This window comes from Mucilaginibacter sp. P4_D1 (assembly GCF_056401935.1).
This window is the reverse complement of sequence record NZ_JBFUIJ010000002.1, coordinates 47,971-71,605: the sequence shown is the minus strand read 5'-3', so window position 1 is coordinate 71,605 and position 23,635 is coordinate 47,971. Positions and strand designations below refer to the sequence as shown.

At 44.7% G+C, this 23,635-nt stretch carries 20 protein-coding genes; 14 read left to right on the top strand and 6 right to left on the bottom strand.

Going from position 1 to position 23,635, the window contains the following annotated elements:
• Positions 1-169: 169 nt before the first annotated feature.
• Positions 170-838 (bottom strand): MgtC/SapB family protein, encoded by a 669-nt coding sequence (locus AC1DV1_RS02155; RefSeq protein WP_477354559.1) that lies wholly within the window; start codon positions 836-838, stop codon positions 170-172.
• A gap of 235 nt (positions 839-1,073) precedes the next feature.
• Here AC1DV1_RS02155 and AC1DV1_RS02150 point away from each other — a divergent pair, with 235 nt between their 5' ends.
• The 4 genes from AC1DV1_RS02150 to AC1DV1_RS02135 all read left to right on the top strand — a co-directional run bounded on the left by AC1DV1_RS02150 (position 1,074) and on the right by AC1DV1_RS02135 (position 5,170).
• On the top strand, positions 1,074-2,147 hold the full coding sequence (locus tag AC1DV1_RS02150; protein WP_477354556.1) for an alkene reductase: 1,074 nt from the start codon (positions 1,074-1,076) through the stop codon (positions 2,145-2,147).
• 47 nt (positions 2,148-2,194) lie between these two features.
• Complete coding sequence (locus tag AC1DV1_RS02145; RefSeq protein WP_477354553.1) at positions 2,195-2,698, top strand: cupin domain-containing protein; 504 nt, start codon at positions 2,195-2,197, stop codon at positions 2,696-2,698.
• A gap of 384 nt (positions 2,699-3,082) precedes the next feature.
• Positions 3,083-4,069 carry a helix-turn-helix transcriptional regulator gene (locus AC1DV1_RS02140; RefSeq protein WP_477354550.1) on the top strand — a complete coding sequence of 329 codons (987 nt, stop codon included), beginning with the start codon at positions 3,083-3,085 and terminating at the stop codon, positions 4,067-4,069.
• A 99-nt stretch (positions 4,070-4,168) separates the two neighbouring features.
• Positions 4,169-5,170, top strand: a complete 1,002-nt coding sequence (locus AC1DV1_RS02135; RefSeq protein ID WP_477354546.1) for a glycoside hydrolase family 43 protein — start codon at positions 4,169-4,171, stop codon at positions 5,168-5,170.
• A gap of 118 nt (positions 5,171-5,288) precedes the next feature.
• Here AC1DV1_RS02135 and AC1DV1_RS02130 read toward each other — a convergent pair whose 3' ends face one another.
• Positions 5,289-6,545, bottom strand: coding sequence for a pyridoxal phosphate-dependent aminotransferase (locus AC1DV1_RS02130; RefSeq protein WP_477354543.1), 1,257 nt, complete (start codon positions 6,543-6,545; stop codon positions 5,289-5,291).
• A 219-nt stretch (positions 6,546-6,764) separates the two neighbouring features.
• Positions 6,765-7,499, bottom strand: coding sequence for an acyl-CoA desaturase (locus AC1DV1_RS02125; protein ID WP_477354540.1), 735 nt, complete (start codon positions 7,497-7,499; stop codon positions 6,765-6,767).
• 605 nt (positions 7,500-8,104) lie between these two features.
• Here AC1DV1_RS02125 and AC1DV1_RS02120 point away from each other — a divergent pair.
• Positions 8,105-8,524, top strand: a complete 420-nt coding sequence (locus tag AC1DV1_RS02120) for a response regulator (protein WP_147053777.1) — start codon at positions 8,105-8,107, stop codon at positions 8,522-8,524.
• On the opposite strand, the gene AC1DV1_RS02115 is transcribed toward AC1DV1_RS02120, so the two are convergent.
• Positions 8,521-9,297: an MBL fold metallo-hydrolase gene (locus AC1DV1_RS02115; RefSeq protein ID WP_477354537.1), complete on the bottom strand. Its 777-nt coding sequence runs from the start codon at positions 9,295-9,297 to the stop codon at positions 8,521-8,523. The genes AC1DV1_RS02120 and AC1DV1_RS02115 overlap by 4 nt on opposite strands.
• A gap of 85 nt (positions 9,298-9,382) precedes the next feature.
• Between AC1DV1_RS02115 and recJ the strand changes: the two genes are divergently transcribed.
• The 6 genes from recJ to AC1DV1_RS02085 all read left to right on the top strand — a co-directional run bounded on the left by recJ (position 9,383) and on the right by AC1DV1_RS02085 (position 18,798).
• Positions 9,383-11,083 (top strand): single-stranded-DNA-specific exonuclease RecJ, encoded by a 1,701-nt coding sequence (recJ, locus tag AC1DV1_RS02110; RefSeq protein WP_477354534.1) that lies wholly within the window; start codon positions 9,383-9,385, stop codon positions 11,081-11,083.
• A gap of 503 nt (positions 11,084-11,586) precedes the next feature.
• On the top strand, positions 11,587-12,327 hold the full coding sequence (gene lptB / locus AC1DV1_RS02105; protein ID WP_147053774.1) for an LPS export ABC transporter ATP-binding protein: 741 nt from the start codon (positions 11,587-11,589) through the stop codon (positions 12,325-12,327).
• A 12-nt stretch (positions 12,328-12,339) separates the two neighbouring features.
• On the top strand, positions 12,340-13,863 hold the full coding sequence (locus AC1DV1_RS02100; protein ID WP_477354531.1) for a GH3 auxin-responsive promoter family protein: 1,524 nt from the start codon (positions 12,340-12,342) through the stop codon (positions 13,861-13,863).
• Positions 13,864-14,507: 644 nt separating this feature from the next.
• Positions 14,508-16,382: a glycoside hydrolase family 30 beta sandwich domain-containing protein gene (locus tag AC1DV1_RS02095; RefSeq protein WP_477354529.1), complete on the top strand. Its 1,875-nt coding sequence runs from the start codon at positions 14,508-14,510 to the stop codon at positions 16,380-16,382.
• A 251-nt stretch (positions 16,383-16,633) separates the two neighbouring features.
• Positions 16,634-17,854 carry a family 16 glycosylhydrolase gene (locus tag AC1DV1_RS02090; protein ID WP_477354526.1) on the top strand — a complete coding sequence of 407 codons (1,221 nt, stop codon included), beginning with the start codon at positions 16,634-16,636 and terminating at the stop codon, positions 17,852-17,854.
• Between the two features lie 53 nt (positions 17,855-17,907).
• On the top strand, positions 17,908-18,798 hold the full coding sequence (locus tag AC1DV1_RS02085) for a hypothetical protein (RefSeq protein WP_477354523.1): 891 nt from the start codon (positions 17,908-17,910) through the stop codon (positions 18,796-18,798).
• Positions 18,799-18,845: 47 nt separating this feature from the next.
• Here the strand turns inward: AC1DV1_RS02085 and dinB are convergent, their stop codons facing one another.
• Positions 18,846-19,967 (bottom strand): DNA polymerase IV, encoded by a 1,122-nt coding sequence (gene dinB / locus AC1DV1_RS02080; protein WP_477354520.1) that lies wholly within the window; start codon positions 19,965-19,967, stop codon positions 18,846-18,848.
• A 182-nt stretch (positions 19,968-20,149) separates the two neighbouring features.
• Between dinB and AC1DV1_RS02075 the strand changes: the two genes are divergently transcribed.
• Positions 20,150-20,947: an NIPSNAP family protein gene (locus tag AC1DV1_RS02075; RefSeq protein ID WP_477354517.1), complete on the top strand. Its 798-nt coding sequence runs from the start codon at positions 20,150-20,152 to the stop codon at positions 20,945-20,947.
• A gap of 9 nt (positions 20,948-20,956) precedes the next feature.
• Here AC1DV1_RS02075 and AC1DV1_RS02070 read toward each other — a convergent pair whose 3' ends face one another.
• Positions 20,957-21,121: a hypothetical protein gene (locus AC1DV1_RS02070; RefSeq protein ID WP_477354514.1), complete on the bottom strand. Its 165-nt coding sequence runs from the start codon at positions 21,119-21,121 to the stop codon at positions 20,957-20,959.
• A 495-nt stretch (positions 21,122-21,616) separates the two neighbouring features.
• Here AC1DV1_RS02070 and AC1DV1_RS02065 point away from each other — a divergent pair, with 495 nt between their 5' ends.
• Both AC1DV1_RS02065 and AC1DV1_RS02060 read left to right on the top strand, forming a co-directional pair.
• A complete protein-coding gene (locus AC1DV1_RS02065) occupies positions 21,617-22,264 on the top strand; it encodes a TetR/AcrR family transcriptional regulator (RefSeq protein WP_477354511.1) in 648 nt (215 codons plus the stop codon).
• Complete coding sequence (locus tag AC1DV1_RS02060) at positions 22,248-23,621, top strand: TolC family protein (RefSeq protein WP_477354508.1); 1,374 nt, start codon at positions 22,248-22,250, stop codon at positions 23,619-23,621. The genes AC1DV1_RS02065 and AC1DV1_RS02060 overlap by 17 nt, the downstream gene beginning before the upstream one ends.
• The last annotated feature ends 14 nt before the right edge of the window (positions 23,622-23,635 follow it).

Genomic DNA, 23,635 nt, shown 5'->3' with positions numbered 1-23,635 from the left:
TGCTGTTAAACTATTTGAATATTGGTGTGATCGGCGATTTTGGATTCGGCAAATTTCGCTAACCTGTTTAAAATAGAATTGTCCAATATAGTTCAATAAACACGGCATCATGTCTATCGGTTTATTTTGTATCAGCTTTTATCAAATGAATACCAGTTGGCCCGCCATCCTACCATTCAAACGACAAGACTTCCTCACTATCTATAAGCCATTGATTAAATAAAGCAAGGTTATTTTCCCTGCCCCATATTTCAAACTCCAGGATGGTTTGCACATCTTTACGTGAAGTTTTCATTTTAACTATTTTCAGCTTCAGCGGGCTTACCTGGTTGTACAGGGTGCTTAGCTGGCAGGTGTTTTTAAAAACCAGCCGGTAATGGCGGTGTTCAAATTTATTATCTATCCAAATCTGGATAAAATCAAGGGCGTACAATACAAACAGGGTGGCCACCAGCGCAAGCCCGGCAAGGGCAAATTCGCCAATACCTAAAAGCATCCCTAAGGCCGCCGAAATCCATATAGATGCTGCTGTGGTAATTCCCGACACAGCGGAGTTGGTACGAAATATTACCCCTGCACCAATAAAGCCAACACCGGTAATAATATTGGCCGCAATCCGGTCGCGGTTGGTTTCAACCCCCAGCATATAGGAGCATATGGTAAAAACAGTAGCCCCAAGGCAAATCAGCGCCAACGTTCTGAACCCCGCCGATTTGCCCCTTATCTCCCGTTCCAGCCCAAGAATACAGCCGGTTACAATGGCCAAAAACAGTTTTAGTATTTCGTGGCCATATATGTTATGGTTAGGGTTCAGTAAAACGGTGCTATCAAAATTCATGGGTAATTAATATTGGCAATTCGGTTTAATAGTTGTAAACTATAGTTAAAAGTAAAAGTTTAAAACAATAACTACCTATTATATTTTTATTGTGGTTACGATAGCCAGATTTTATGAACTAATACCTCAAATCACAATGTATTCCGTCCGATAAGACTATTTTTAAATCTTTTATGGCTATTTTAAGTTCATGGATGTGCCGACATTTGATATACAATATCAAAGCAAAAAAAACATGAACACTATATTAGCTCCATACARCACAAAAACACTTAAGTTAAAAAATCACCTGGTAATGGCTCCAATGACGCGTAGCAGGGCCATTGGCAATATCCCTAACGATTTAATGGCCGAATACTACCACCAGCGCAGCGGCGCAGGCCTTATTGTTACCGAAGGTACATCGCCATCGTCCAATGGTTTGGGTTACGCCCGTATCCCCGGCATCTTTAGCGGCGAGCAGGTTGAGGGCTGGAAAAAAGTTACCGGAGCGGTACATGCCGGTAACAGTAAAATATTTGTACAACTAATGCATACAGGTCGCATAGCCCACCAGGCCAATTTGCCCGCGGGGGCTACAGTTGTAGGCGTATCTGCCATAAAAGCGGCAGGCCAGATGCATACCGATAGCATGGGAATGCAGGATTACCCTATTCCTGTAGCCCTTACTACCGAAGCTGTTAAAGCAACCATTGCAGAATATGTGCAGGCGGCAAAAAATGCAGTAGAAGCAGGCTTTGACGGTGTTGAAGTACATGGCGCCAACGGCTACCTGGTTGAACAGTTTTTAAACCCCAACATAAATAACCGTACCGACCAATACGGCGGCGACTATAAAGCCCGCGCATCCTTCGCGCTGGAAGTGGTACAGCAAATTGCCGATGCAATTGGTAAAGAAAAAGTAGGTATCCGTTTTTCGCCCTTCTCAACCCTCGGCGATTTGCAGGAGTATGATGCGGATGAAGTACACAATACTTATGCCTACCTGGCGCAGGAATTAAATAAAATAGGTATCACGTATATTCATATTGGCTTTTCACCAAAAATCCCGCAGAAAACATTTGATGCCATCCGTAGTGCCTTTGAGGAAACCATTATACTTTGTAACGGTAATACACCCGCTACAGCAGCAGATACCTTAGCCAAAGGCTTTGCCGATGTACTTGCATTTGGTCGCCCGTTTTTGGCTAACCCCGATTTTGTGGCCCGTATGGAGCAAAACGCGCCCTTGAATGAGGTTGATTTTACAACTTTATATACCCCGGATGCTCATGGCTATACCGATTACCCGGTAATGGCTGTGGCTTGATAATGGCAGACAATACTTATATTACATTTATCTATTTTTAATTGACAATGGAAAACACACAAAAAACAGTAACATTTGTTGGCCCGGAAGACGGGCAGGGGATTGCCATGGCAGGCAACTCGTACCGGGTAGTGATATCGGGCACGCAAACCGATGGTAAATACGCGTTGATAGATATGCTGGTACCGCCCGGTGGCGGCCCGGTGCCGCACGCCCACCCCGATGTGCAGGAAAGTTTTTACGTTGTTGATGGCGAAGTTGAGGTAAAATCTGAAGCGGGTAGTTACATTGCAGGCAAAGGCTCATTTGTAAATATCCCTTACGGGGGTATTGTTCATTGCTTCCGCAATAAATCCAACCAAATGGCTCATTTGCTTTGTACGGTAATGCCTGCCGGCATGGAAAATTTTTTTACGGAAGCTGGCGAAGCCGCACCTTTCGGCACATTTTTACCGCCGCCGCCAATGACCAACGAGTTAAAAAGCAAAATGGGCGCTTTGGCCGAAAAGTATGGGCAAAAGATATTTCCGCCAGATTACCTGGATAAGTAGGCTTCTTTTGTGATGCTGAGGGTGTAAAATTTTGAAGTGAGAATGCAATGTCGGCGATTCTGAAGGGAGGAATGACATCGTGAAATGGGCTGTCATGAGTGGTAAAATTTCGCGAAATTCTGAAGGAGGAGACATCGTAAAAAATGGCTGTCATGGTGAGTTTGTCGAACTATAACGGGCAAAGGCCTCTCCGCGCGACCCTTCGACAGGCTCAGGGTGACAGGCCTGCGCACCTCGAAAATGAAACATGTAATGGGTAGGAACGAAGTATCTATTCGCGACCTTTTCTATCGGTCACGCATAGTTGATAGATCCTTCGTTCCTCAGGATTGACGGGAAAATCGGATAACAGGCTTTTCAATAACAACCGTTTAAATATATTTTATGCCGATAGAATTTGAATTTGAAGTAGGCAAAGGTTTTCATTTTGGCCAGGCTTTTGCCGGGCGTTTTGACGCCCAAATAGCCCATGACCGGGTAACGCTGCCCGAATCGATAGGCGAAGGGTTTATACAGGAAGTATTCCTGAATAACGGATTATCCCTGTGCATTCATCGGTATTGGCTTAAGGATGATCTTGTTTTGCGCCGACTGGCAGCTTCATCATCAACCATGCTCACCTTAAAGTTTGATTGCAGGCGCATCCCGGTGGAGGAGGCGGAATTACCGCACCGGCCTTTATTTACAGGCAGTAATGGCTGCGAGGTTGAACTGGGCACCGGCAACTTTTTTTCAGAAATGGTTGTTCCGGCCAATCAGCATGTTAATTTCCTGGTTGTTGGCGCATCCCGTCAAACGCTCATCAATACGTTAGATTTGCAGGAGGCCGGCTGCACCATAGCATCGCTGTTGCAGGAAAGCCCATCGTTTGTGCTGCACGAGGTGATGACTTTAGAAATGGAACGCGCGCTAAAACAATTAAGCCGCATTGATGAAACTACCACGCTGGCCACGCTGCTTTACAAAAACAAGGCCGAGGAACTCATATACCTGCTGTTCAGCAAGCTGATGCACCGCGCCGAAACCGCGTCTATCACGGTAGACCAGGCCGATGCCGAAAAGATATACAAACTGCGGGCCGCCATTTTAGCCGATCTGAGCTTAACTCCGCAGCTTCCCGAGTTATCGGGCAAAATAGGTATCGGCCTAACCAAAATGAAACAGCTTTTCCGGCAGATTTTTGGCGATAGTATTTATAACTATTACCAATCGGCCCGGATGAACGAGGCCGCCCGTTTACTGGCCATGCAATCTGTATCCGAAACCGGCTACCAGCTTGGCTTTACCAATTTGAGCCATTTTGGGCGCTTGTTTGAAAGGCACTTCCAGGTAAAACCCAAGCGATATAAAGATGGATTGGCGTTGAGGTAAAGTTATCGCGGGTATAGCCGGCCATATGATCTGCAGAAACCGTATCAACTAAACCAATTTAGCTGTTATATTAGCGGTCTCAAAAACATCAATTTCATTATGAAAACGGGTATTTACCATAAAACCTTTTTAACTGCGGTGATAGTAGCCGCTATGGCGGTGCCGGCCCGGCATGCTTTGGCCCAGGATAAAAAAACATCGGGCAACCCGGTTGTTGAGGGCTGGTATGCCGATCCGGAAGCTAAAATTTTTAATAAACAATATTGGCTATATCCAACTTACTCGGCTAAATACAACGAGCAGGTTTTCATGGATGCCTTCTCATCGCCCGACCTGGTACATTGGACCAAGCACCCCCACATTGTTGATACCGTCGGGGTAAAATGGGTTCGCCGGGCGCTTTGGGCGCCTGCAGTTACCGAAAAAGGTGGTAAATATTATATCTTCTTCGGTGCTAACGATATTCAGAACAATAACGAAAAAGGTGGTATCGGCGTAGCCGTAGCCGATAACCCGGCAGGCCCGTTTAAAGATTACCTGGGCAAGCCACTGATAGATCAGATTATTAACAAAGCACAGCCTATTGATCAGTTTGTTTTTAAGGATGATAACGGCCAGTACTATATGATATACGGCGGCTGGGGCCAATGTAATATTGTAAAGCTAAAAGACGACTTTACCGGCGTTGTTCCTTTTGAGGATGGTGTTACCTACAGAAAGATAACTCCCGAGGGCTATGTAGAGGGACCGGTAATGTTTAAACGCAAAGGCAAATACTACTTTATGTGGAGCGAAGGCGGTTGGACAGGCCCCGATTACCGGGTAGCTTACGCCGTAGGCGATACCCCGTTCGGTCCGTTTAAGCGGATAGCTACTATTTTAAAGCAGGATGCCAGCATTGCCACCGGCGCGGGCCACCATTCGGTTATTAACGTGCCTGGCACGGATGAATGGTACATTGTATACCACCGCCGACCATTGACCGAGACCGACGGCAACCACCGCGTAATGTGCATTGATAAAATGTACTTTGATAAAGACGGCATGATACAGCCGGTGAAGATAACCAACGAAGGCGTTGCGGCAAGGGTGCTGCGGTAGAGATGTACAGATTGCAGATTTCAGATGTGCAAATGAAATCATCTGAACCGGAATTCATCGAATTAAAGAATTTTTAGAATTCTGTTAATTCAATAAATTCCGGTTCAGAAAAAATTATCTACTTCAACTTACTCAAAGCCGCTTTTACTCTTGGTATCAGTTGCTCAATATCCTCCAGTGTGCTTGCACCTACAGATGCACGGAACCAGTTAACCGAATCATCTGTACCGAAGGCCGAGAACGGCACCAGGGCAACTTTGGCTTCTTTAATAAGGTAAAAGTTAATATCAGCCGAATCCTTTAATACATGCCCATCGGGTGTGGTTTTGCCGGTGTAATCAATTTTAAGGGTAAGATATATAGCGCCCATCGGGGTTATCGAATCTACCTGGAAACCTTCGGCTTTCAATGCCTGGAAACCTTCATGCAGGGTTGTTAAGCTGGCGCGGATTTTTCCCTTCAAATCATCAAGGTAAATGTCTACAGCAGTGGTATCTGTAATAAAATGAGCCATGGCAACCTGCTCGGCCTTTGGCGACCATGCACCCATGTGGCCAACAATAGCTTTCATATTATCAATAATATTTGCCGGGCCAAAACCCCAGCCTACGCGTACACCTGTAGATGCAAAACATTTAGATGCACCATCAACAAATACGGTATATGGCCTTAACTCGGGGCGCAAAGTAACCGGATCGTAATGTTTAAAATCGCCGAAGGTTAGTTGCGAATAAATTTGATCGTACAAAAGGTACAAAGGCTTTTCGCCGGCTGCACGGCTTTTGTTTTCGGCAATTACCAGGTCGCAAATTTCTTCCAGGTCTTTTTTATTAAACATGGTGCCTGTTGGGTTCAGGGGCGAGCAAAGCGCCAATAAAGTTGCGCCTTTTAAATGCGGTGCAATTTCATCTGCCGTAGGCATAAAATTATTTTCGGGCTTGGTTTCAACAATAATGGCTTCGGCACTGGTAAGGTCGCTGTAGTGGTTATTGTTCCATGATGGCGCCGGAAAAACAACCTTATCGCCCGGATCAACCAGGGCCAGAAAGGTTGAGTAGATCAATGGACGCGAGCCGCCCGAAATCAATATCTCGTTAGCTTTATAGTTTAAACCCATGCGGCTGCTTAAAAATGCCGATACACTTTCGCGCAGGTTAAGCATACCATCAGCCGGCGGATAGTTAGTTTGGTTGTGGTTATAAGCATCAACAATACCGTCTTTTAGGTCGGCAGGGATGGGATAAATATTGGAGTCGAAATCGCCAATAGTTAGGTTGGCAATATTTTGCCCCTGGCGTTTTAATTCATTTATCTCGCCCGCAATCTTAATGATCTCCGAGCCGCGTAAATTTTGAGCTAATTTAGAAACACTCATGTTGTGGATTTTATGAGCGGCAAATATAGGGGGAAAAGCTGAAAGCAGAAGGCCTAAAGCAGAAAGCGATGGAAAAGCTAAAAGCTGAAGGCTCAAAGCAGAAAGCCTTCTAAAACAAAAAGCGAAAAGCAACATTTTTACATGACAGCTTTTCGCTTAAAATATTTTTGCTTTGGGCTTTAGGCCTTATGCTTTCAGCTTACAAAATATGCTTTCAGCTTACAAATACGCTTTCCTCAGCCTGATGATATGCAGCCAGTGCATTACTTTCATTACGGGGTAAACCGGGTCAATTTCAAACCATTTGGCGCCGAAGTTGGCACGGTTAGGGCGTTTGTGGTGGTTGTTCTGGAACAATTCGCCAAGCATTAAAAAATCAAACGGAGTGGTGTTTTTTGATTTGTCGCCGTTATCAAAATTGGCATAACCATATTTATGACCGCACCAGTTAACAATAGCGCCATGTATAGGGCCCATTAAAAAATGAACCGGAATTAACAGATAAAACCAAGGTGAAGTAGCGAACACCACGTAAAAAGCAATATATAAAACGCCGAATGCCAGGCGCGAAACCATTGACGAACCAATGTAATCAACCGTACGCCATTCCGGAATGTTTCCTTTAAAGCGTTCTTCAGGATCTTTTAATCTTTTTTCGTGCATGCGGTAACTTTTGGCCGTATACACCATCATCTGGAAAACATCCCTGAAAAAATGTGGCGAATGCGGATCCTTCTCGGTATCGCTGTATGCATGGTGCTCGCGGTGCATAATAGCATAAGCACGCGGGTTTAAAAACGATGAACCCTGACAAATGAACGTCAGCAGATAAAATGTTCCCTCAAAAAATTTGTTGGTAGTGAACATTTTATGAGATGCATACCTGTGTAAAAAGAACGTTTGGAAGAAGAGCGACAGGAACCAGTGCCCGATGAAGAAAATTATTATTACCACTGAATTAGAATGATTAGAATGAACTGTTATTTATAATCTTTCCAAAGATACGATTAAAACGCATAAAAAGTTTTACCCTATTTGTTTTTGAAATTATTTTATATCCAATAAAGGTTGCTCACGTATATATAAACGCCCTTTTTGCCTGAAATATTTTTTTTGCTTTGTTGCTGTAATTCAAATTGTTGAGTCGGCAATTGGCGTATTTATTACCTGTCGTCAAAATCTTCGCAAATGGTAACGGTCATAATTGGGGGGCGTTACTGTAGTTTAATTTGTATGCCCTCGCAGTTGCTTTGCTTATGTGTAAATAATTGTAACAAATTTATTACTTACTATTGGATGAACTTTGCTGCTTTAAAATGCAATCGTTCAACGATCTTTGAGATCATTCTGAGCCATGCCGGATGCTGCCCGGGAGTGCGGTATTGTAATTTCGCGCTATGAATCAATTATTTACCTCGTCAATGAAGCCCTGTTTATCAAATAATCGTCATTATTGCCGGGATATTATGGAGGCATGAAATATTTTGTAAAAATACCGTTTTCCGGGGATAACCTTTTAATTTAACGTTGCGTATAAAGCGTATCGATTTAAGCGAATTATGACAATTAACACTAAATCCGTGAGCGTATTATTGGTTGATGATGATGAGATCAATAATTTTATCTCTATCAAATTAATAAAGAAAGCTTTATTAAATACCGAGATTATGGCCTGTTTAAATGGTAAATTTGCTATTGATCAGTTGTCTGAAATTCAGCGTAAAGATCCGGCCAAGCTGCCCGATTATATCTTGCTGGATATTAACATGCCTATCATGAACGGCTGGGAGTTTTTAGACGAGTACAAACGTTTAAACCTCGATCCGCTGGGCAAAAGCAAAATCTTTATTATTTCATCATCAGTTTTCAGCAACGATATCAACAAAGCACGCTCATACCCACTGGTAAAAGATTTTATCAGCAAACCATTAAACGTAGAAAAAATTAAGGAGCTTTTTGAAGTTCAGCCACAAGATTAAGCAGGCGTTACCTTAAAGTGTTCGCCGCCATCTTCACTGCTTACATTGCCAATAGCAAATGTTTTGGCGTGATAAAACAGGCAGGTCCATCCTTCTTCGGATGCTAATTTTCCATATTCCTGGCGCAGTTCCATCGCTTTGCGCCCATCCATATCATATTTAGCTATAAACTTTCGTATCAGTTGCTCTGGTTCAGGTAGTTCGTCGCCGCCAAACAGCGCTTTCGTGCCTTCCATATCTATCCAGAATACCTGGTGATTGGGGCAATGCCCTCCTGATAGCTCATAACGGATACCGGGAATCAATTCGCCGCTGCCTTCAACAAACGTTATATCTACGGTGCCATCAAGGGCTTCAAAAATCTCTTTATGGTATGATGATGATTTGCCCGTAATGCCAAATTCCCATTCTCCTTTTTGTATTACGTGCCTGGCCTGCGGAAAGCTGGGTTCAAGTTTGCCGTTGCGCTCAACCACCAGGCCACCCGAATGGTCATAATGCAGGTGCGACATCAACACCAGTGTTACATCATCCGGATCGAACCCCGCGTTGCGGATATTCTGGTGCAGCAGCAATTCATCGCGGGTATCTTTAAAACCAAGGCCGGTATCCAGCACAATAAGGTGATGCGTGGTTTTTATCAGGAATGGGTTTACATGGATGAACAATGAACCCGGGCGGTCCCTGAAATTGTCGGTTTCGGGGTTAAAGGGGATGAATTTTTTAGTCGAATCAACTGAATATGAGCCTTCTCCTAACGCGAAAATTTCCATAGCTGCGATGTGTCAGATTTTGAACGTAACTTTGGCCGTTTAAAATGCCAAAAATTATATTTACTGTTATAAAAGCTGCAAAGATATGAATAAACGTTGGGCGATAAGGGATAATGCCGATGAGGATTTGGTAAGCAAATTATCTGCCGAACTGAATATTGATACCGTTTTAAGCAGCCTGCTGGTATACAGGGGGATAAGTGATTTTGAAGGTGCCCGGTACTTTTTCAGGCCCGATCAGCGGCATCTGCATGATCCTTTTTTGATGAAGGATATGGAGGAAGCGGTTATACGTATTGAAACCGCCATTGCCGCCGGCGAAAAGATACTGGTTTATGGTGATTACGATGTAGATGGTACTACCGCCGTTGCCACTGTTTACAGCTTTTTTAGCAAGCAGTATAAAAACATGGAATATTATATTCCGGATAGGTATAAAGAGGGTTATGGCATATCAACCCAGGGGATTGATTATGCGGCCCAGAATGGTTTTAGCCTTATTATAGCACTTGATTGCGGCATTAAATCGGTTGATAAAATTGACTACGCCAACACCCTGGGGATAGATTTTATTATTTGCGACCACCACTTGCCCGGTGCTCAGTTACCCGCTGCCGTAGCGGTGCTTGACCCCAAACGTGCCGATTGCGAATATCCTTATAAAGAATTATCGGGCTGCGGTATTGGCTTTAAGCTGATACAGGCTTATGCCGAAAAAAACGGCATCCGGTTTGAAGCCGTGCTTGAATACATCGACCTGGCCTGCATCAGCATATCATGCGATATTGTACATATTACCGGTGAAAACCGGGTGCTGGCGCACTTTGGCCTGCAAAAAATAAATACCAACCCATGCATTGGTGTTAAAACGCTGATTGAGGTTGCCGGTAAAACTCCGGGGAACCTAACCATATCTGATGTGGTGTTCCTAATAGGTCCCCGCATTAATGCTGCCGGCCGTATTGATGATGCCAAACACGCGGTTGAATTGCTGATAGCCTGCGATGAAAAAGCCGCCAAAGAAAAAGGCATGATGATAAACTCCCGTAACCAGGAGCGAAAGGGCCACGATTTAAATATTACCGATGAAGCCCTGGAGATAATAGACAGTGACGAGGTGCTGATAGGCAAAAAATCAACCGTAGTATTTAATAAGGATTGGCACAAAGGCGTTATTGGTATTGTGGCATCGCGCCTTACCGAAAAATATTACCGCCCTACTATTGTACTTACCCAATCAAACGGGCATGTGGCAGGTTCGGCGCGCTCGGTGCTGGGTTACGATCTTTACGAGGCGCTTTGCGAATGTAAAGATCTGCTCATCCAGTTTGGCGGGCACAAGTACGCGGCCGGTTTAACCATGCTGCCCGAAAACGTAGAAGCTTTTAAAGAGAGGTTTGAAGAGGTGGTGAGCGCAACCATTTTGCCCGAACAATTAATACAACAGATACAAATTGACGCCGAATTACGTTTAAGCCAAATAGAACCGAAATTTTTCAGGATATTGAACCAGTTTGCGCCCTTCGGGCCCGAAAATATGGCGCCGGTTTTCATAAGTAAAAATGTGTATGTTAGCGGTAATGCAGGCCTGGTGGGGCAGGCACATATTAAAATGACTGTAATGCAGGAAGGTACGGCAGCCTTTGATTGTATTGCCTTTAACCACGGCGAATACCTGCCGCAATTAAAACCAGGCGTGCCCTTTGATATTTGCTACAGTATTGAAGAAAATATTTGGCGCGAACGAAGAAACATACAGTTGAATATAAAGGGGATAAGGTTTTAAAAGTCAAAATTAAAAAGTCAAAAGTCAAAAATTTTGGCCGGGGATTGGCGAAGAAATGGCGGATAACGCATGGCGGCGACGACTCACCCGGTCGAGGCTACGCCCGATCACCCTGTCTTCACCTGCGGTGGAAAGAGGGTTAGGAAAGAAAATTGGGTTTACCCTCTTTGCGGCGTAAGCCGGAGAGAGGGTCGGCCAGCGCAGCGTAGCCGGGTTGAGTTGTGACCAGCGTTCAAGCCGGAGTAAAACGCGTTAGGGATTGAAGTGGATACCGGCCCGTGACTAAGGCCTGCAGGCGTATGAACGCAAAGCCCGGCCGGAGGAACGCCATGGGGAAAGTCAAAATTAAAAATTCAAAAGTCAAAAATTTTGGCCGGAGGATTAGAGATACATGTTGAAGGTAAAGCGACAGGTTTTTACTTTTGAATTTAGAACGTATAAGTTGAAGGCAAAGGTAAAGCGACAGGTTTTTACTTTTGAATTTTGACTTTTGAATTTGCAAAATGATACTACGAGCAGAAAATTTAGTAAAAAAGTACAAACAGCGCACCGTTGTTAACGATGTATCGTTTGATGTGGCGCAGGGCGAAATTGTGGGTTTGCTGGGGCCGAATGGCGCCGGAAAAACTACGTCGTTTTATATGATTGTTGGTTTGATAAAACCTAACGAAGGCACTATTTTTCTGGATGATAAAGATATAACCCAGGACCCTATGTACCGCCGGGCGCAAAAGGGTATAGGGTACCTTGCACAGGAGGCTTCGGTGTTTCGCAAACTATCTGTTGAGGATAATATTAAAGCTGTGCTGGAGATGGGCGGCATGCCTAAAGACAGGCAAAAAGACAAGCTGGAAGAATTAATTGACGAATTTAGCCTGCACAAAGTGCGCAAAAACCGGGGCGACCTGCTATCCGGCGGTGAGCGTCGTCGTACCGAAATTGCCCGCGCCCTGGCAGCCGAGCCTAACTTTATTTTGCTGGATGAGCCTTTTGCCGGGGTTGACCCTATTGCGGTAGAAGAGATACAGGCGATGGTAGCCAAGCTAAGGCACCGCAACATAGGCATCCTGATTACCGACCACAACGTGCAGGAAACACTGTCAATAACCGACCGCGCTTACCTGCTTTTTGAAGGTAAAATATTAGAATCAGGCGTGCCCGAGGTATTGGCCGAAAATGAGATGGTGCGGAAAGTATATTTAGGTGCTAACTTTGTTCTGAAGAGAAAAGTATTCCCCCAATAATAAACCAGCTGTATGACAATATTTAACTCCGTATTTACATGGTTCATGAAAAAGCGCATTCACCAGATTGAGCTTTTTATGAAATATCCCAACGAAGTACAGGAGGAATGGTTTGAACAGCTGATATCTATGGCCGAGAGTACCGAGTGGGGCCGCAGGTATCAATATAAAAGCATCGAAAACCTTACCCAGTTTAAGGAGCGGGTACCTATCCAAAATTACGATACGCTGAAGCCCTATATTGAGCGCATGCTCAAAGGCGAAAAAAATGTGTTGTGGCCGTCAGAGATCCGCTGGTTTGCCAAATCATCGGGGACAACTAACGACAGGAGCAAGTTTATCCCTGTGAGCGAGGAAGCCCTGGAGGAGTGCCACTTTAAGGGCGGAAAGGATGTGCTTACCATTTATTTTAACAACCAGCCCAATGCCCGCATGTTTACCGGCAAGGTACTTACGCTGGGCGGCAGCCACCAGGTGAGCACCATAAACCCGGATGCTTCATTTGGCGACCTATCGGCGGTGATCATGAAGAACCTACCCCTTTGGGCCGAGCTTCACCGCACACCGCAACTGGAAATTGCCCTGCTGGATAACTTTGAAGAAAAATTAGAAAAAATAGCCCAGGCCACCAAGGATGTAAACGTAACCAGCATTGGCGGCGTACCTACCTGGAATTTGGTGCTGTTTAAACGCATATTGGAAATAACCGGCAAAAAAAACATGCTGGAAGTTTGGCCCAACCTGGAAATGTATTTTCACGGTGCGGTTAATTTTGGCCCTTATCGCGACCAGTTTAAAGCGTTAATTCCCAGCGATGACATGTATTACCTGGAGAATTACAATGCATCCGAAGGCTTCTTCGGCATCCAGGATACCCGCGAACCGGGCGACATGCTGCTGATGCTGGACTATGGCATTTTTTACGAGTTTTTACCGTTGGAAAACCTGCACGATGAAAACCCGCACACCCTTACGCTGGATGAGGTGGAGCTTGATAAAAACTACGCGCTTATCATTAGTACCAATGCCGGGCTTTGGCGGTATATGATAGGCGATACCATTAAGTTTACCTCTTTAACGCCTTTCCGCATCCGGGTAACCGGCCGTACCAAACATTTTATTAATGCCTTTGGCGAGGAAGTGATTATTGACAATGCCGAGCAGGCCCTGGAAGAGGCCTGCCAGCAAACCGGCGCCGTCATTTGCGAGTATACTGCCGCGCCTGTTTATTTTAATGGTAAAGATTGTGGCGCCCACGAGTGGATAATTGAGTTTGAAAAGAAACCTAACGAGTTTGAACGTTTTGTGGATATCCTTGATGAAACCCTCCGCCGCATTAACTCCGATTACGATGCCAAGCGTTTTAAAGACCTGGCCCTGCGCCGCCCCATAGTACGCCGCGCCCCCGAAGGCACTTTTTTTAACTGGATGAAAGAAAAAGGTAAGTTAGGCGGCCAGCACAAAGTACCCCGCTTGGCTAACGACCGCGAGTACGTGGATGCCATTTTAAAGGTGATGGAACTGGTGGTGGAATAGAGCCAAGAAGTTAGAATCAAGAGGCAAGACAAAAAATAAATAGTTGAATCTCCCGCGAAGTTAGCGTAGCGTAACTCGTGGGTAAAACTGGTTGAAGCCTTTGGCTTCAGTTGAACTAAAAGCTGAAATCATGCTTAGCCACGAGTTTGAACATCGCGGCAGTTCGTAAAACCTGCCCCGCCCTTTCCCTCGGACTTATCCCTCCCAAAACGTCGTTAAATCTTATAGCCCAATTTACCCCCTTAGGTCATAGAAATATCGCTGTTAAAATTAACTGTGACGCAAGCGTATCATGATTATTTTTTACGTTTTAAAAATCCTTTAACCCCGCGCTTAAACCTATATTTTTAATTTATTGCTCATGTGATACAAGCGTATCAAAACTTATGTAATATACTATATATCAGTTATTTATGTAAGTTTTATTTGTTTATTACATTTTAAATAGCCTATTTTTGATTTGTAATAATAAACCATACATAAGCCTGTATTCCTGAAAAACTAGTTTGAACGATGCTGTTTTGCCTGCGTTCAATTGAGGGTGTTTTAAACATTAGTTAAGTTGGTAAAGCGATTTAGCAATGCGTAACAGGCCTTTTGCCTTGGATTTTTTGTGCAATCAATTAAACCAAATAATAAATTTTATGAACATTAACTACTATTTAAAGCGGCTTGCAGCCCTCACCCTGCTACCCGCGGCCTTGCTGTTTTCCTGTAAAAAGGATGCCAACACCGGCGAAGCCAAAGCACAACAAACCAACAGCACGGTAGCCCGCGCCGCCAACGAAGTTGTAAACGCCTGGGTAACCACGGCCGATCAGTCAAAACTGTTACAGGCGCAGGCCAGCTTCAATTTTGCCGCTGATGCAGGCACCAACGCCACCACCGTAACTGTTGACGAAAACACCACCTACCAGGGCATAGATGGCTTTGGTTTTACCCTAACGGGCGGCAGCGCCAGTTTATTGAACGGGCTGGGCGGCAACCAGGCTGCCGTTTTAAGCGAGCTTTTTGGTACGGCAAACGGCCAGATAGGCATCAGTAATTTACGTATCAGCATTGGCGCATCTGACCTTAGTTCGGGCGATTTTACTTACGACCAGGTGGCGGGCGATGTAAACATGAACAGTTTCAGCATCAGCCAGGAAAATACCGATATGCTGCCCATCCTCAAGAAGATTATCGCCATCAATCCATCCATCAAAATTATAGCTACCCCCTGGACGGCCCCAACCTGGATGAAGGTTAATACAACCGGCAACAACGGCTATACCGGCGGCAGCTTAAACACTGCGTACTATGACGCTTATGCCCGTTATTTTGTAAAATACCTGCAGGCCATGCAGGCACAGGGTATCACCATTGACGCCATTACACCGCAAAACGAGCCGCTTAACCCATACAATAACCCAAGTATGGTGATGCAGGCCAGCGAGGAAGCTACTTTTATAAAAAATAACCTTGGTCCGCAGATAAGGGCGGCCGGTTTTGCTACCAAGATCATCGCTTATGACCATAATACCGACAGGATTGACTATCCGGAGGCTGTTTTGGCCGATGGTGGTGCAAACCCTTATGTTGATGGATCGGCGTTTCACTTATATGCGGGCTCAATTGCTTCTTTAACCGATGTGCATAATGCATACCCTAACAAAAATGTGTACTTCACCGAGCAATGGGTTGGCGCGCCAAGCAATTTTGGCGGCGACTTGTCATGGCATGTTAATAACTTGGTTATTGGTGCTACCCGCAACTGGAGCCGCAACGTTTTGGAATGGAACCTGGCGGCCGATGTTAATTATAACCCGCATACAGCCGGAGGCTGCAGCACCTGCCTGGGCGCCATTACCGTAAGCGGAACATCAATAACCCGCAACGTAGGTTATTACATTATTGGCCACGCGGCACGTTTTGTAAGGCCAGGGGCTGTCCGTATTTCATCAAATGTATCGGGCAGCATCCAGGATGTCGCTTTTAAAAACTCCGACGGCAGCAAGGTACTTATCGCCCTTAATACCGGCTCATCTGCCGTTAGCTTTAAGGTAAAATGGGGTGCCGAGTCATTTACCTACTCGTTGGCAGCCGGCGCGGTGGCTACCTTTAAATGGAGTGGTACCCAGTCAAGCGGTTCATCAGGTGCTCCAATAGGCTCGGTTATTACGCTGAAGGGTATCAACAACCAGTATGTAAGCAGCGAGAACGGCACAGCCGCCATGAACTGCAACCGCCCTACCGCATCGGCGTGGGAGCAATTTACTTTGGTTGATGCCGGTGCCGGTAAAATAGCTTTACAAGGGATGGGTAAATATGTATCCAGCGAAAACGGCACGCAAGCCATCACCTGTAACCGCACCACTATTGGCGATTGGGAAAAATTTGACTGGGTAGTTAACGCCGACGGCAAAATATCACTACGGGGCAATAACAGCAAGTATGTATCCAGCGAAAACGGAACGCAAGCGATGACTTGCAACCGCGCCACCATATCGGGCTGGGAAGCTTTTGGGGTGAACCAGTAGAAAACGTATAAAAATTTTCATTTCGAGAGAGCGGGGTGGGGATGTGCGGGAGCGCGAAAGAGAAACTGTCTCTTGAGCGATAGCGAAAAATCTTGTACGCTGTGCATTCCGATAGGCTTTTTTGGATGCAGGGCGTACAAGATTTCTCCTCGCCCCTGTGCTCATTCCGGCGCTGGCTCGTTCGAAATGACAATCTTTTCATTTAGTACTAACAACACGCAATCAATCAATTATAAACAAATACCAATCTTATGAAATCAATTCTAAACTTAAAAAAGGGCGCTTTCGCAATAGTTGCCCTGGCTACTTTAGCCATTTCCTGTAAAAAAGATGCCAACAGGCAAACACCTGCCACCGCGACGGCCGAAACCAATCAAACCACCACACCCAGGGCGGCAACGCTTGTATGGAGCGACGAATTTAACGGCACCAGTGTTAACACCGCCAACTGGAATATTGACAATGGTAACCCCAATGTTAATAACGAGAAGGAGTATTATCAATCGGCAAATGCTACAGTATCCGGCGGCTTTTTAACTATTACTGCCCGTAAAGAAACCGTAGGCGGCCAGCCCTATACCTCGGCTAAGCTGACTACTGCCGGTAAATTCCAGCCAACTTATGGCCGTATTGAAGCCAGTATAAAGCTGCCTGCAGTACAAGGTACCTGGCCGGCATTCTGGATGCTGGGCGCCAATATAGGCACCGTAGGATGGCCGCAATGCGGCGAAATTGACATTATGGAACAAGTTAACACCTCCAACACCATACTAGGTACCATGCACTGGTATGTTAACGGCCACTCGCAATATGGTGGCAGTACAACTACAACACCCACTGGTTTCCATACCTACGCGGTGGAGTGGGATACCAATTCTATCAAATGGTATGTAGATAATACGCTGTATGTTACCGGTAATATTGCAGGCAATATCAACAATACAGGCGCTTTCCATAACCCCTTCTTTATTATCCTTAACCTGGCCATAGGCGGCGACCTGCCCGGCAACACCATTAACGATGGCGCTTTGCCCTGCAATATGGTGGTTGATTATGTGCGGGTATACAATCTTTCGGGCAGCAGCACATCGCCGCCAATTGGATCGAACATCACCCTGAAAGGATTTAACAACCAATACGTAAGCGGCGAGAATGGTACACAAGCCATGTGGTGCAACCGCCCAACCGCCCAGGCCTGGGAAACTTTTACCGTAGTGGACGCAGGCGGCGGCAAGGTAGCCCTGCAAAGCATGGGCAAATATGTATCGAGCGAAAACGGTACGCAAGCCATCACCTGTAACCGTACCACCATTGGCGATTGGGAAAAATTCGACTGGGTACCTACTTCGGATGGGAAGGTTACCCTGAGAGGTAATAATGGCAAATTTATTTCGAGCGAAAATGGCACGCAGGCCATGACCTGTACCCGTACAACGGCATCGGGCTGGGAATCATTTGGCATAAATCAATAGTTAACATTTATATTGGCCTGTTCCTTTGCGTAGGGCAGGCCAATTTTTACCTGATGAAAAAGTTTACAAGCTTTTATTTTATACTGATGATTAGCGCCTGCCTGGTTCATGCGCAACAGGTAGCAAACAAACTGCAAGTTGATGTTGGCACCGGTTACCGGCAGGAGAACTTTCGATGGTCTATATCGGGCAATATCAGCGGTCAAAACCCCAACGTGCTTTCGGAACTTAAATGGATGAAGGTTGGCGGCCAAAATGCAGCCGCATCCATCAGCTATAACTTTTGGAAACGATTTGTTGTTTACGGCGATTACTCGAGGCTGTTCATATCCTCGGGCACGGTAAACGATAGCGATTACGGCTCCGATAACCGCAGCAACAATACCTACAACCAAACCTTCAATGCCAATAAAGGCAGCGCCAGTTTGTGGAACCTGGGTGCGGGGTATATCATTTTTAATAAATATTGTTTTAGCATAGCCCCTTATATTGGTTATGGCGAGAATAAAGAGTTTCTCCGCCTGCTTAACCGGGCCGGCATGTTTCCGGATTTGAACAGTTCTTATTCCCCTCAATGGAAAGGCGGCTTTTTTAAAGTTGTATCGTCGGTAATAATGGCTCCCAAATTAAAGTTCAAGGCTGATGTTACCTACCACCAGGTAAGTTACAACAGCAACGGCAACTGGAATTTAATCACCAGTTTTCAGCACCCGGTGAGTTATCGCCATCATGCCAATGGTTACGGGATTGAAGCCGGCGGCAAGTTGAGTTATGACGTTACCAATCACCTTGCCATCCAAATTGGCGGCCGCTATTTTACCTGGCAAACCGGCAACGGCACCGACCAGCTTTACCTCAATAACGGCCAAGTTGACAAAACGCAATTGAATGGTGTGTCGCGGGTTGGTTTCGGGGTATCCGGGGGTGTGAGTTTGGGATGGTAAAGGTGCATCAACGGTATGCCGGCAGTGTGGTGCATATAGGGTAAAAGTTACAGCTGCATTGCAAGCTGATCCCCTGGCCCGGCCTCTTTTTCTTCTCTTTGTTTCGGAACAATATCACCAAAGTTTGATAACGAAATCCCCAGCAACCGGATGCGGGTATCATCGCCTGGATTGGTGGCTGCCATCAATTGTTTTGCGGTATTGCATATCGTCTCCAAATCATTAAAAGCTGTGGTGAATGATTGGTTTCGGGTGATCTGTTTAAAATCGCTGTATTTTACTTTGAGGGTGAGCGTTCGGCCCTTTAGTTCATATTTGAGTAGGCGGTCATATACCACCAATGCAATTTTATCCAGTTCGGCTTCCATTTCGGGGAGGGTGGTAAGGTCATAGGCAAAAGTATCTTCTGCACCCAGTGATTTGGTTTCGCGGTGGGGTTGTACTTCCCGGTTATCAATCCCGCGCACTATCTGGTAGTAAAAGCGGCCTGGTTTGCCAAAATGCCGGGTCATTTCATCCTCGGTTAGTTTTTTAAGGTCGGCTCCGGTATGCAGGCCCATCTGCTTCATTTTTTGTGCGGTGACTTTGCCTACACCAAAAAACTTTTCGACAGGCAATTGCTCCATAAAGCTTTCTATGCTTGACGGGCCGATAAACTTCAATCCATCGGGCTTGTTAATATCCGAAGCGATTTTAGCTACAAATTTATTGATAGATACACCGGCGGAGGCCGTAAGGTTAAGTTCATCCTTTATAGCTTGTTTTATCTGTTTGGCTATATCAATTGCCGAGCCGATGTTGAGTTTATCGTTGGTAACGTCAAGGTAGGCCTCATCTAAAGATAAGGGCTCAATCAGATCGGTATACCGGCTGAAGATCTCCCTGATATGTTGCGAAACCTCTTTATATGCGGCAAACCGCGGCCGAACAAACAGGGCATCCGGGCAAAGCTGTAAAGCCCTTTTTGATGACATTGCCGAACGTACCCCAAACTTACGGGCCTCGTAACTTGCCGTAGCCACCACGCCACCCCGGCCCTGAGGTAACCCGCCCACTACCAGTGGCTTACCCCTGTACTCCGGGAAGTCCCGCTGCTCAACCGACGCGTAAAATGCATCCATATCAATATGGATAATTTTGCGGATGATTTGTGTGGGTTGATTTTGCATGGATAATTTAGTGGCCGTTACACAGAAGTATACCAAATGTAAATATAGTAAATAGTAGTTTTAGTGGTCTTGTTGCTTCCTGTAGTTGCCGGCAGGCGATGGACTCAAATTTGTAAAACAGATAGTTTAAAACGTTGAAGACGGAGGATTAATACTATATTTAAACTTTCAATTATACCTTCATGAAAAGACGCTCTTTTGTAAAATCAACCCTAATGGGTGCTGTAACCGCAACCGTTTTACCCGCTGTAAGTAACGCTGATACCATGCATACCGAAGTGCCAATAGAAGAATATTATGAACTCCGGGTTTATAGTTTAAAAGATGTAAGTCAGCAGAGCTTGGTGGAAGATTATTTGCAAAATGCCTTAATACCTGCGGTAAATCGTCACACTATAAAACGGGCCGGTGTATTTACCGAACTAAAACCCCAGGGGCAAACTAAAGTGTTTGTACTTATTCCTTATGTCTCCACTTCCCAAATTGATAGGGTTCAAAAACTGATCAGCGGTGATAAAGACTATATTGCCAGCGCTGCCGCTTACCTTAATGCCCCGGCCACCGCGCCTGCTTATGAACGGATAGAAAGCTCTCTTTTAAAAGCATTTCCGCATACATTACTCGCTGCTGCGCCCGAAAGGAAGCCGCGTATTTTTGAATTACGCCAATACCAAGGCGCCAGCGAAGCCGCTGGCAAAAAAAAGATAGAAATGTTTACCGACCAGGGCGAAATAGATATTTTTAAACGCCTTGGTTTCAACCCTGTTTTCTGGGGCGAAACTATAATCGGCCCCCAACGGCCCAACCTTACGTACATGATCACCTTTGATGACCTGGCCGCTAAAGATACCCATTGGAAAGCCTTCGGCAGCGACCCGCAATGGAAAAAGATAAGCAGCGTACCCGAATATGCCGATGCCCTGTTGGTAAGCAAAATAACATCAACTATGCTGGTGCCCACAGCTTATTCGCAGATATAAGGCAACAAGTTACCTGCCGCTGGTTTTCTTTTTTGAATAAGTATGCCTTACCAACGGCTTTATTAATTGGTGATCTTGCCGGGTGCCGTTTTTAACCGGCCTAACATTATCTGCATCAGTTGCTTTATAAGCTAATGGAATCCATTCAGGGTTCAGCGTATTTGAGCAGTTCAAAACAGTTGTTTTTTAGTGTGGGCGGTGAAAATTAACAGGCAATAATTCATACAAATAAAACGAATTCCACGAATAATGCTGTGGAAAACAATGTAGAAACTGTTTTTTATGTTGATATATAGTACAAATTTACCGGCTTCCTTTTGTATTTCCAAACCGCCTTTAATTCATGCACAAATGCTTACAAAAAGGTAATTAATTCACACTTTTCGGTAACAAATGCGATATTTATTGATACAAATAGTACATTTATTTACACAAAAATAAAACGGAGATTTTTTGCGCAAAAGTTCAGAAAAGGCAGGCCGAAAAATCGGGTATCTTCTGTTTTAAAAAACATAGCAGTTTAAACATATAACTACCACACTCGAATTTTTTAATTGCTTTAAAAACAATTTTGTCATTCGATAGTAATCATTAATCAATCGATTAATGATTTGGCCCTGAACCCCTTTGATTAATCAATCGTTTGATTAATTTTGTGCCGTTAAAACAATGGACAAAGATAAAATAGACAAAAAAGACCACATCCTTGACGTCGCCGAACGCGTGTTTGCCGACTATGGATTTGATGGCGCTTCTACCCGGACAATTTCGGGCGAGGCCGGTGTTAATATGGCTATGCTCAATTATTATTTCGGTTCAAAAGAAGGCCTTTTCCTGGCAATTTTTGAACGTAAGATCTCGTCATTCCGCACACTGCTTCAAAATATAGGTAATGACGACAGCATGACAGCCTGGTGTAAACTGGATAAATGTATTGACAATTATGTAGAGCGAATTATTGTAAATAACTGCTTTCAAAAATTGATCAGCCGCGAAATATCGATGAATAAACGCTGGGGGCTTACCGATAAGATAATCGAAATACTGATGGTAAACGTTGTGGAGATCAGGAAGATAATTGAAGAGGGGCTCAATAATGGCTCCTTTCATAAAGACATTGATATCCCGATGGTAATAGCAACCATATTTGGTACCAAAAATTACGTAATCAACATGCCGCAGTTATCATCCTTAATATTAGGTCATGATGTTCGTGACGAAAAATTTATGGAAGAGGAACTGAAGCCAAGGATTAAAGCATACATGAAAAGACTTTTAAAAGCTTATTTAGTAAATGAACATGACAACTCAAAATAATAAAACCGACCACCTTAAACTGTTGAAACATACAGTTAGCGCGTTTTGGAGGTATGGCACCGCCCTGGCGGTATCAGGTTTGCTGTTTGCAGGAACGGCAACGGCCCAGGACCGTACAATTACTTTAGATGAGGCCATTAAGCTGGGCCTTGATAACAGCAAAGTTTTAAAGCTATCGCAAGCTAAAATTGACCAGGCTGTATCGCAATACAACCAGGCTAAAGACCAGGCTTTGCCAACCGGTAAAGTAAGCTATGGTTACAACCATGCCGAAATACCTGCCAATAAACTTTCGCTTGGCGAAAGCAGCTTTAATTTACCCGATAGGGCCGATGCTTACCTGGGTATACTATCATTAAGCGAAGTGCTTTACGCAGGTGGTAAATATAAATATGCCCGCGAATCGACAGATTTGCTTACCCAGGCTGCCCGTTTGGATGTGGTTAATGATAAAGACCAGATTACTTACGATATCATCAACTCATATTACAACCTGTACAAGGTGCTGCAAAGCAAAAAAGTAGTAGCGCAAAATTTAGCTACCATCGATGCGCAGATCAAACAATCGCAAAGGTTTTTTGACCAGGGATTGGTTACCAAAAATGATGTGCTGCGGTTTCAGTTGCAACGTTCAAATGTTGAGCTGAATGGTATCGACCTGGAAACTAATCGCCGTATCATCAACTATAGCCTGAATGTTTTGTTAGGCTTACCCGAAGGTACCCAGCTTAATATAGATCAGATAACCGAGGTTGACAGGCCCGTTGCCCCTTTAAGCAATTACCTTGATACCGCTTATGCAAGCCGTGTTGAATTACAGCAGGCAGATTTACGGGGTAAAGTTGCCGAAACCAGCATCAAAAACATACAGGCTAACACCTTGCCTACATTGGCAGCATCAGGAAGCGCCTATTATGTTGATGTAAACTCAAACCCGATTCCTAAAAGCGGGCAGTTTATAACCCCGATATCAGTTGGCTTAACCCTTTCCTGGAACTTTGGTAACTTATGGACAAACAAAAACAAGGTTACCGAAGCTAAAATTCAACGCGAGCAGGTAACCATCAACAAAACCATCACGGTTGACCGCATTAAAAACGAAGTAAACCAAAACTACCAGAACTGGACAATGGCTTTGGATAAGATTAAGCTTTTACAAACCTCAATTGAACAAGCGGGCGAAAATAATAAGATCCTCGAATCAAAATACAAAAGCAATATAGCATCAGCTACCGATAGGGCCGACGCCGAAACATTGCTTTACCAGGCACAAATAAACCTGGAGTTAGCTAAAGCCGATGCAGGCCTGGCTTACTACACTTTACTAAAATCAACAGGAAAAATCAACAACAAATAATACTTAAACCAGAT

What these genes read in the sequence shown, in the direction of transcription:
- AC1DV1_RS02075 (WP_477354517.1), top strand. Translation starts at nt 20,150, where the DNA reads ATGAAAAGACGCTCTTTTGTAAAATCAACCCTAATGGGTGCTGTAACC.
- AC1DV1_RS02085 (WP_477354523.1), top strand. Translation starts at nt 17,908, where the DNA reads ATGAAAAAGTTTACAAGCTTTTATTTTATACTGATGATTAGCGCCTGC.
- AC1DV1_RS02140 (WP_477354550.1), top strand. Translation starts at nt 3,083, where the DNA reads ATGCCGATAGAATTTGAATTTGAAGTAGGCAAAGGTTTTCATTTTGGC.
- AC1DV1_RS02115 (WP_477354537.1), bottom strand. Translation starts at nt 9,297, where the DNA reads ATGGAAATTTTCGCGTTAGGAGAAGGCTCATATTCAGTTGATTCGACT.
- AC1DV1_RS02060 (WP_477354508.1), top strand. Translation starts at nt 22,248, where the DNA reads ATGACAACTCAAAATAATAAAACCGACCACCTTAAACTGTTGAAACAT.
- AC1DV1_RS02065 (WP_477354511.1), top strand. Translation starts at nt 21,617, where the DNA reads ATGGACAAAGATAAAATAGACAAAAAAGACCACATCCTTGACGTCGCC.
- AC1DV1_RS02100 (WP_477354531.1), top strand. Translation starts at nt 12,340, where the DNA reads ATGACAATATTTAACTCCGTATTTACATGGTTCATGAAAAAGCGCATT.
- lptB (WP_147053774.1), top strand. Translation starts at nt 11,587, where the DNA reads ATGATACTACGAGCAGAAAATTTAGTAAAAAAGTACAAACAGCGCACC.
- AC1DV1_RS02155 (WP_477354559.1), bottom strand. Translation starts at nt 838, where the DNA reads ATGAATTTTGATAGCACCGTTTTACTGAACCCTAACCATAACATATAT.
- AC1DV1_RS02090 (WP_477354526.1), top strand. Translation starts at nt 16,634, where the DNA reads ATGAAATCAATTCTAAACTTAAAAAAGGGCGCTTTCGCAATAGTTGCC.
- AC1DV1_RS02145 (WP_477354553.1), top strand. Translation starts at nt 2,195, where the DNA reads ATGGAAAACACACAAAAAACAGTAACATTTGTTGGCCCGGAAGACGGG.
- AC1DV1_RS02130 (WP_477354543.1), bottom strand. Translation starts at nt 6,545, where the DNA reads ATGAGTGTTTCTAAATTAGCTCAAAATTTACGCGGCTCGGAGATCATT.
- dinB (WP_477354520.1), bottom strand. Translation starts at nt 19,967, where the DNA reads ATGCAAAATCAACCCACACAAATCATCCGCAAAATTATCCATATTGAT.
- recJ (WP_477354534.1), top strand. Translation starts at nt 9,383, where the DNA reads ATGAATAAACGTTGGGCGATAAGGGATAATGCCGATGAGGATTTGGTA.
- AC1DV1_RS02095 (WP_477354529.1), top strand. Translation starts at nt 14,508, where the DNA reads ATGAACATTAACTACTATTTAAAGCGGCTTGCAGCCCTCACCCTGCTA.
- AC1DV1_RS02120 (WP_147053777.1), top strand. Translation starts at nt 8,105, where the DNA reads ATGACAATTAACACTAAATCCGTGAGCGTATTATTGGTTGATGATGAT.
- AC1DV1_RS02135 (WP_477354546.1), top strand. Translation starts at nt 4,169, where the DNA reads ATGAAAACGGGTATTTACCATAAAACCTTTTTAACTGCGGTGATAGTA.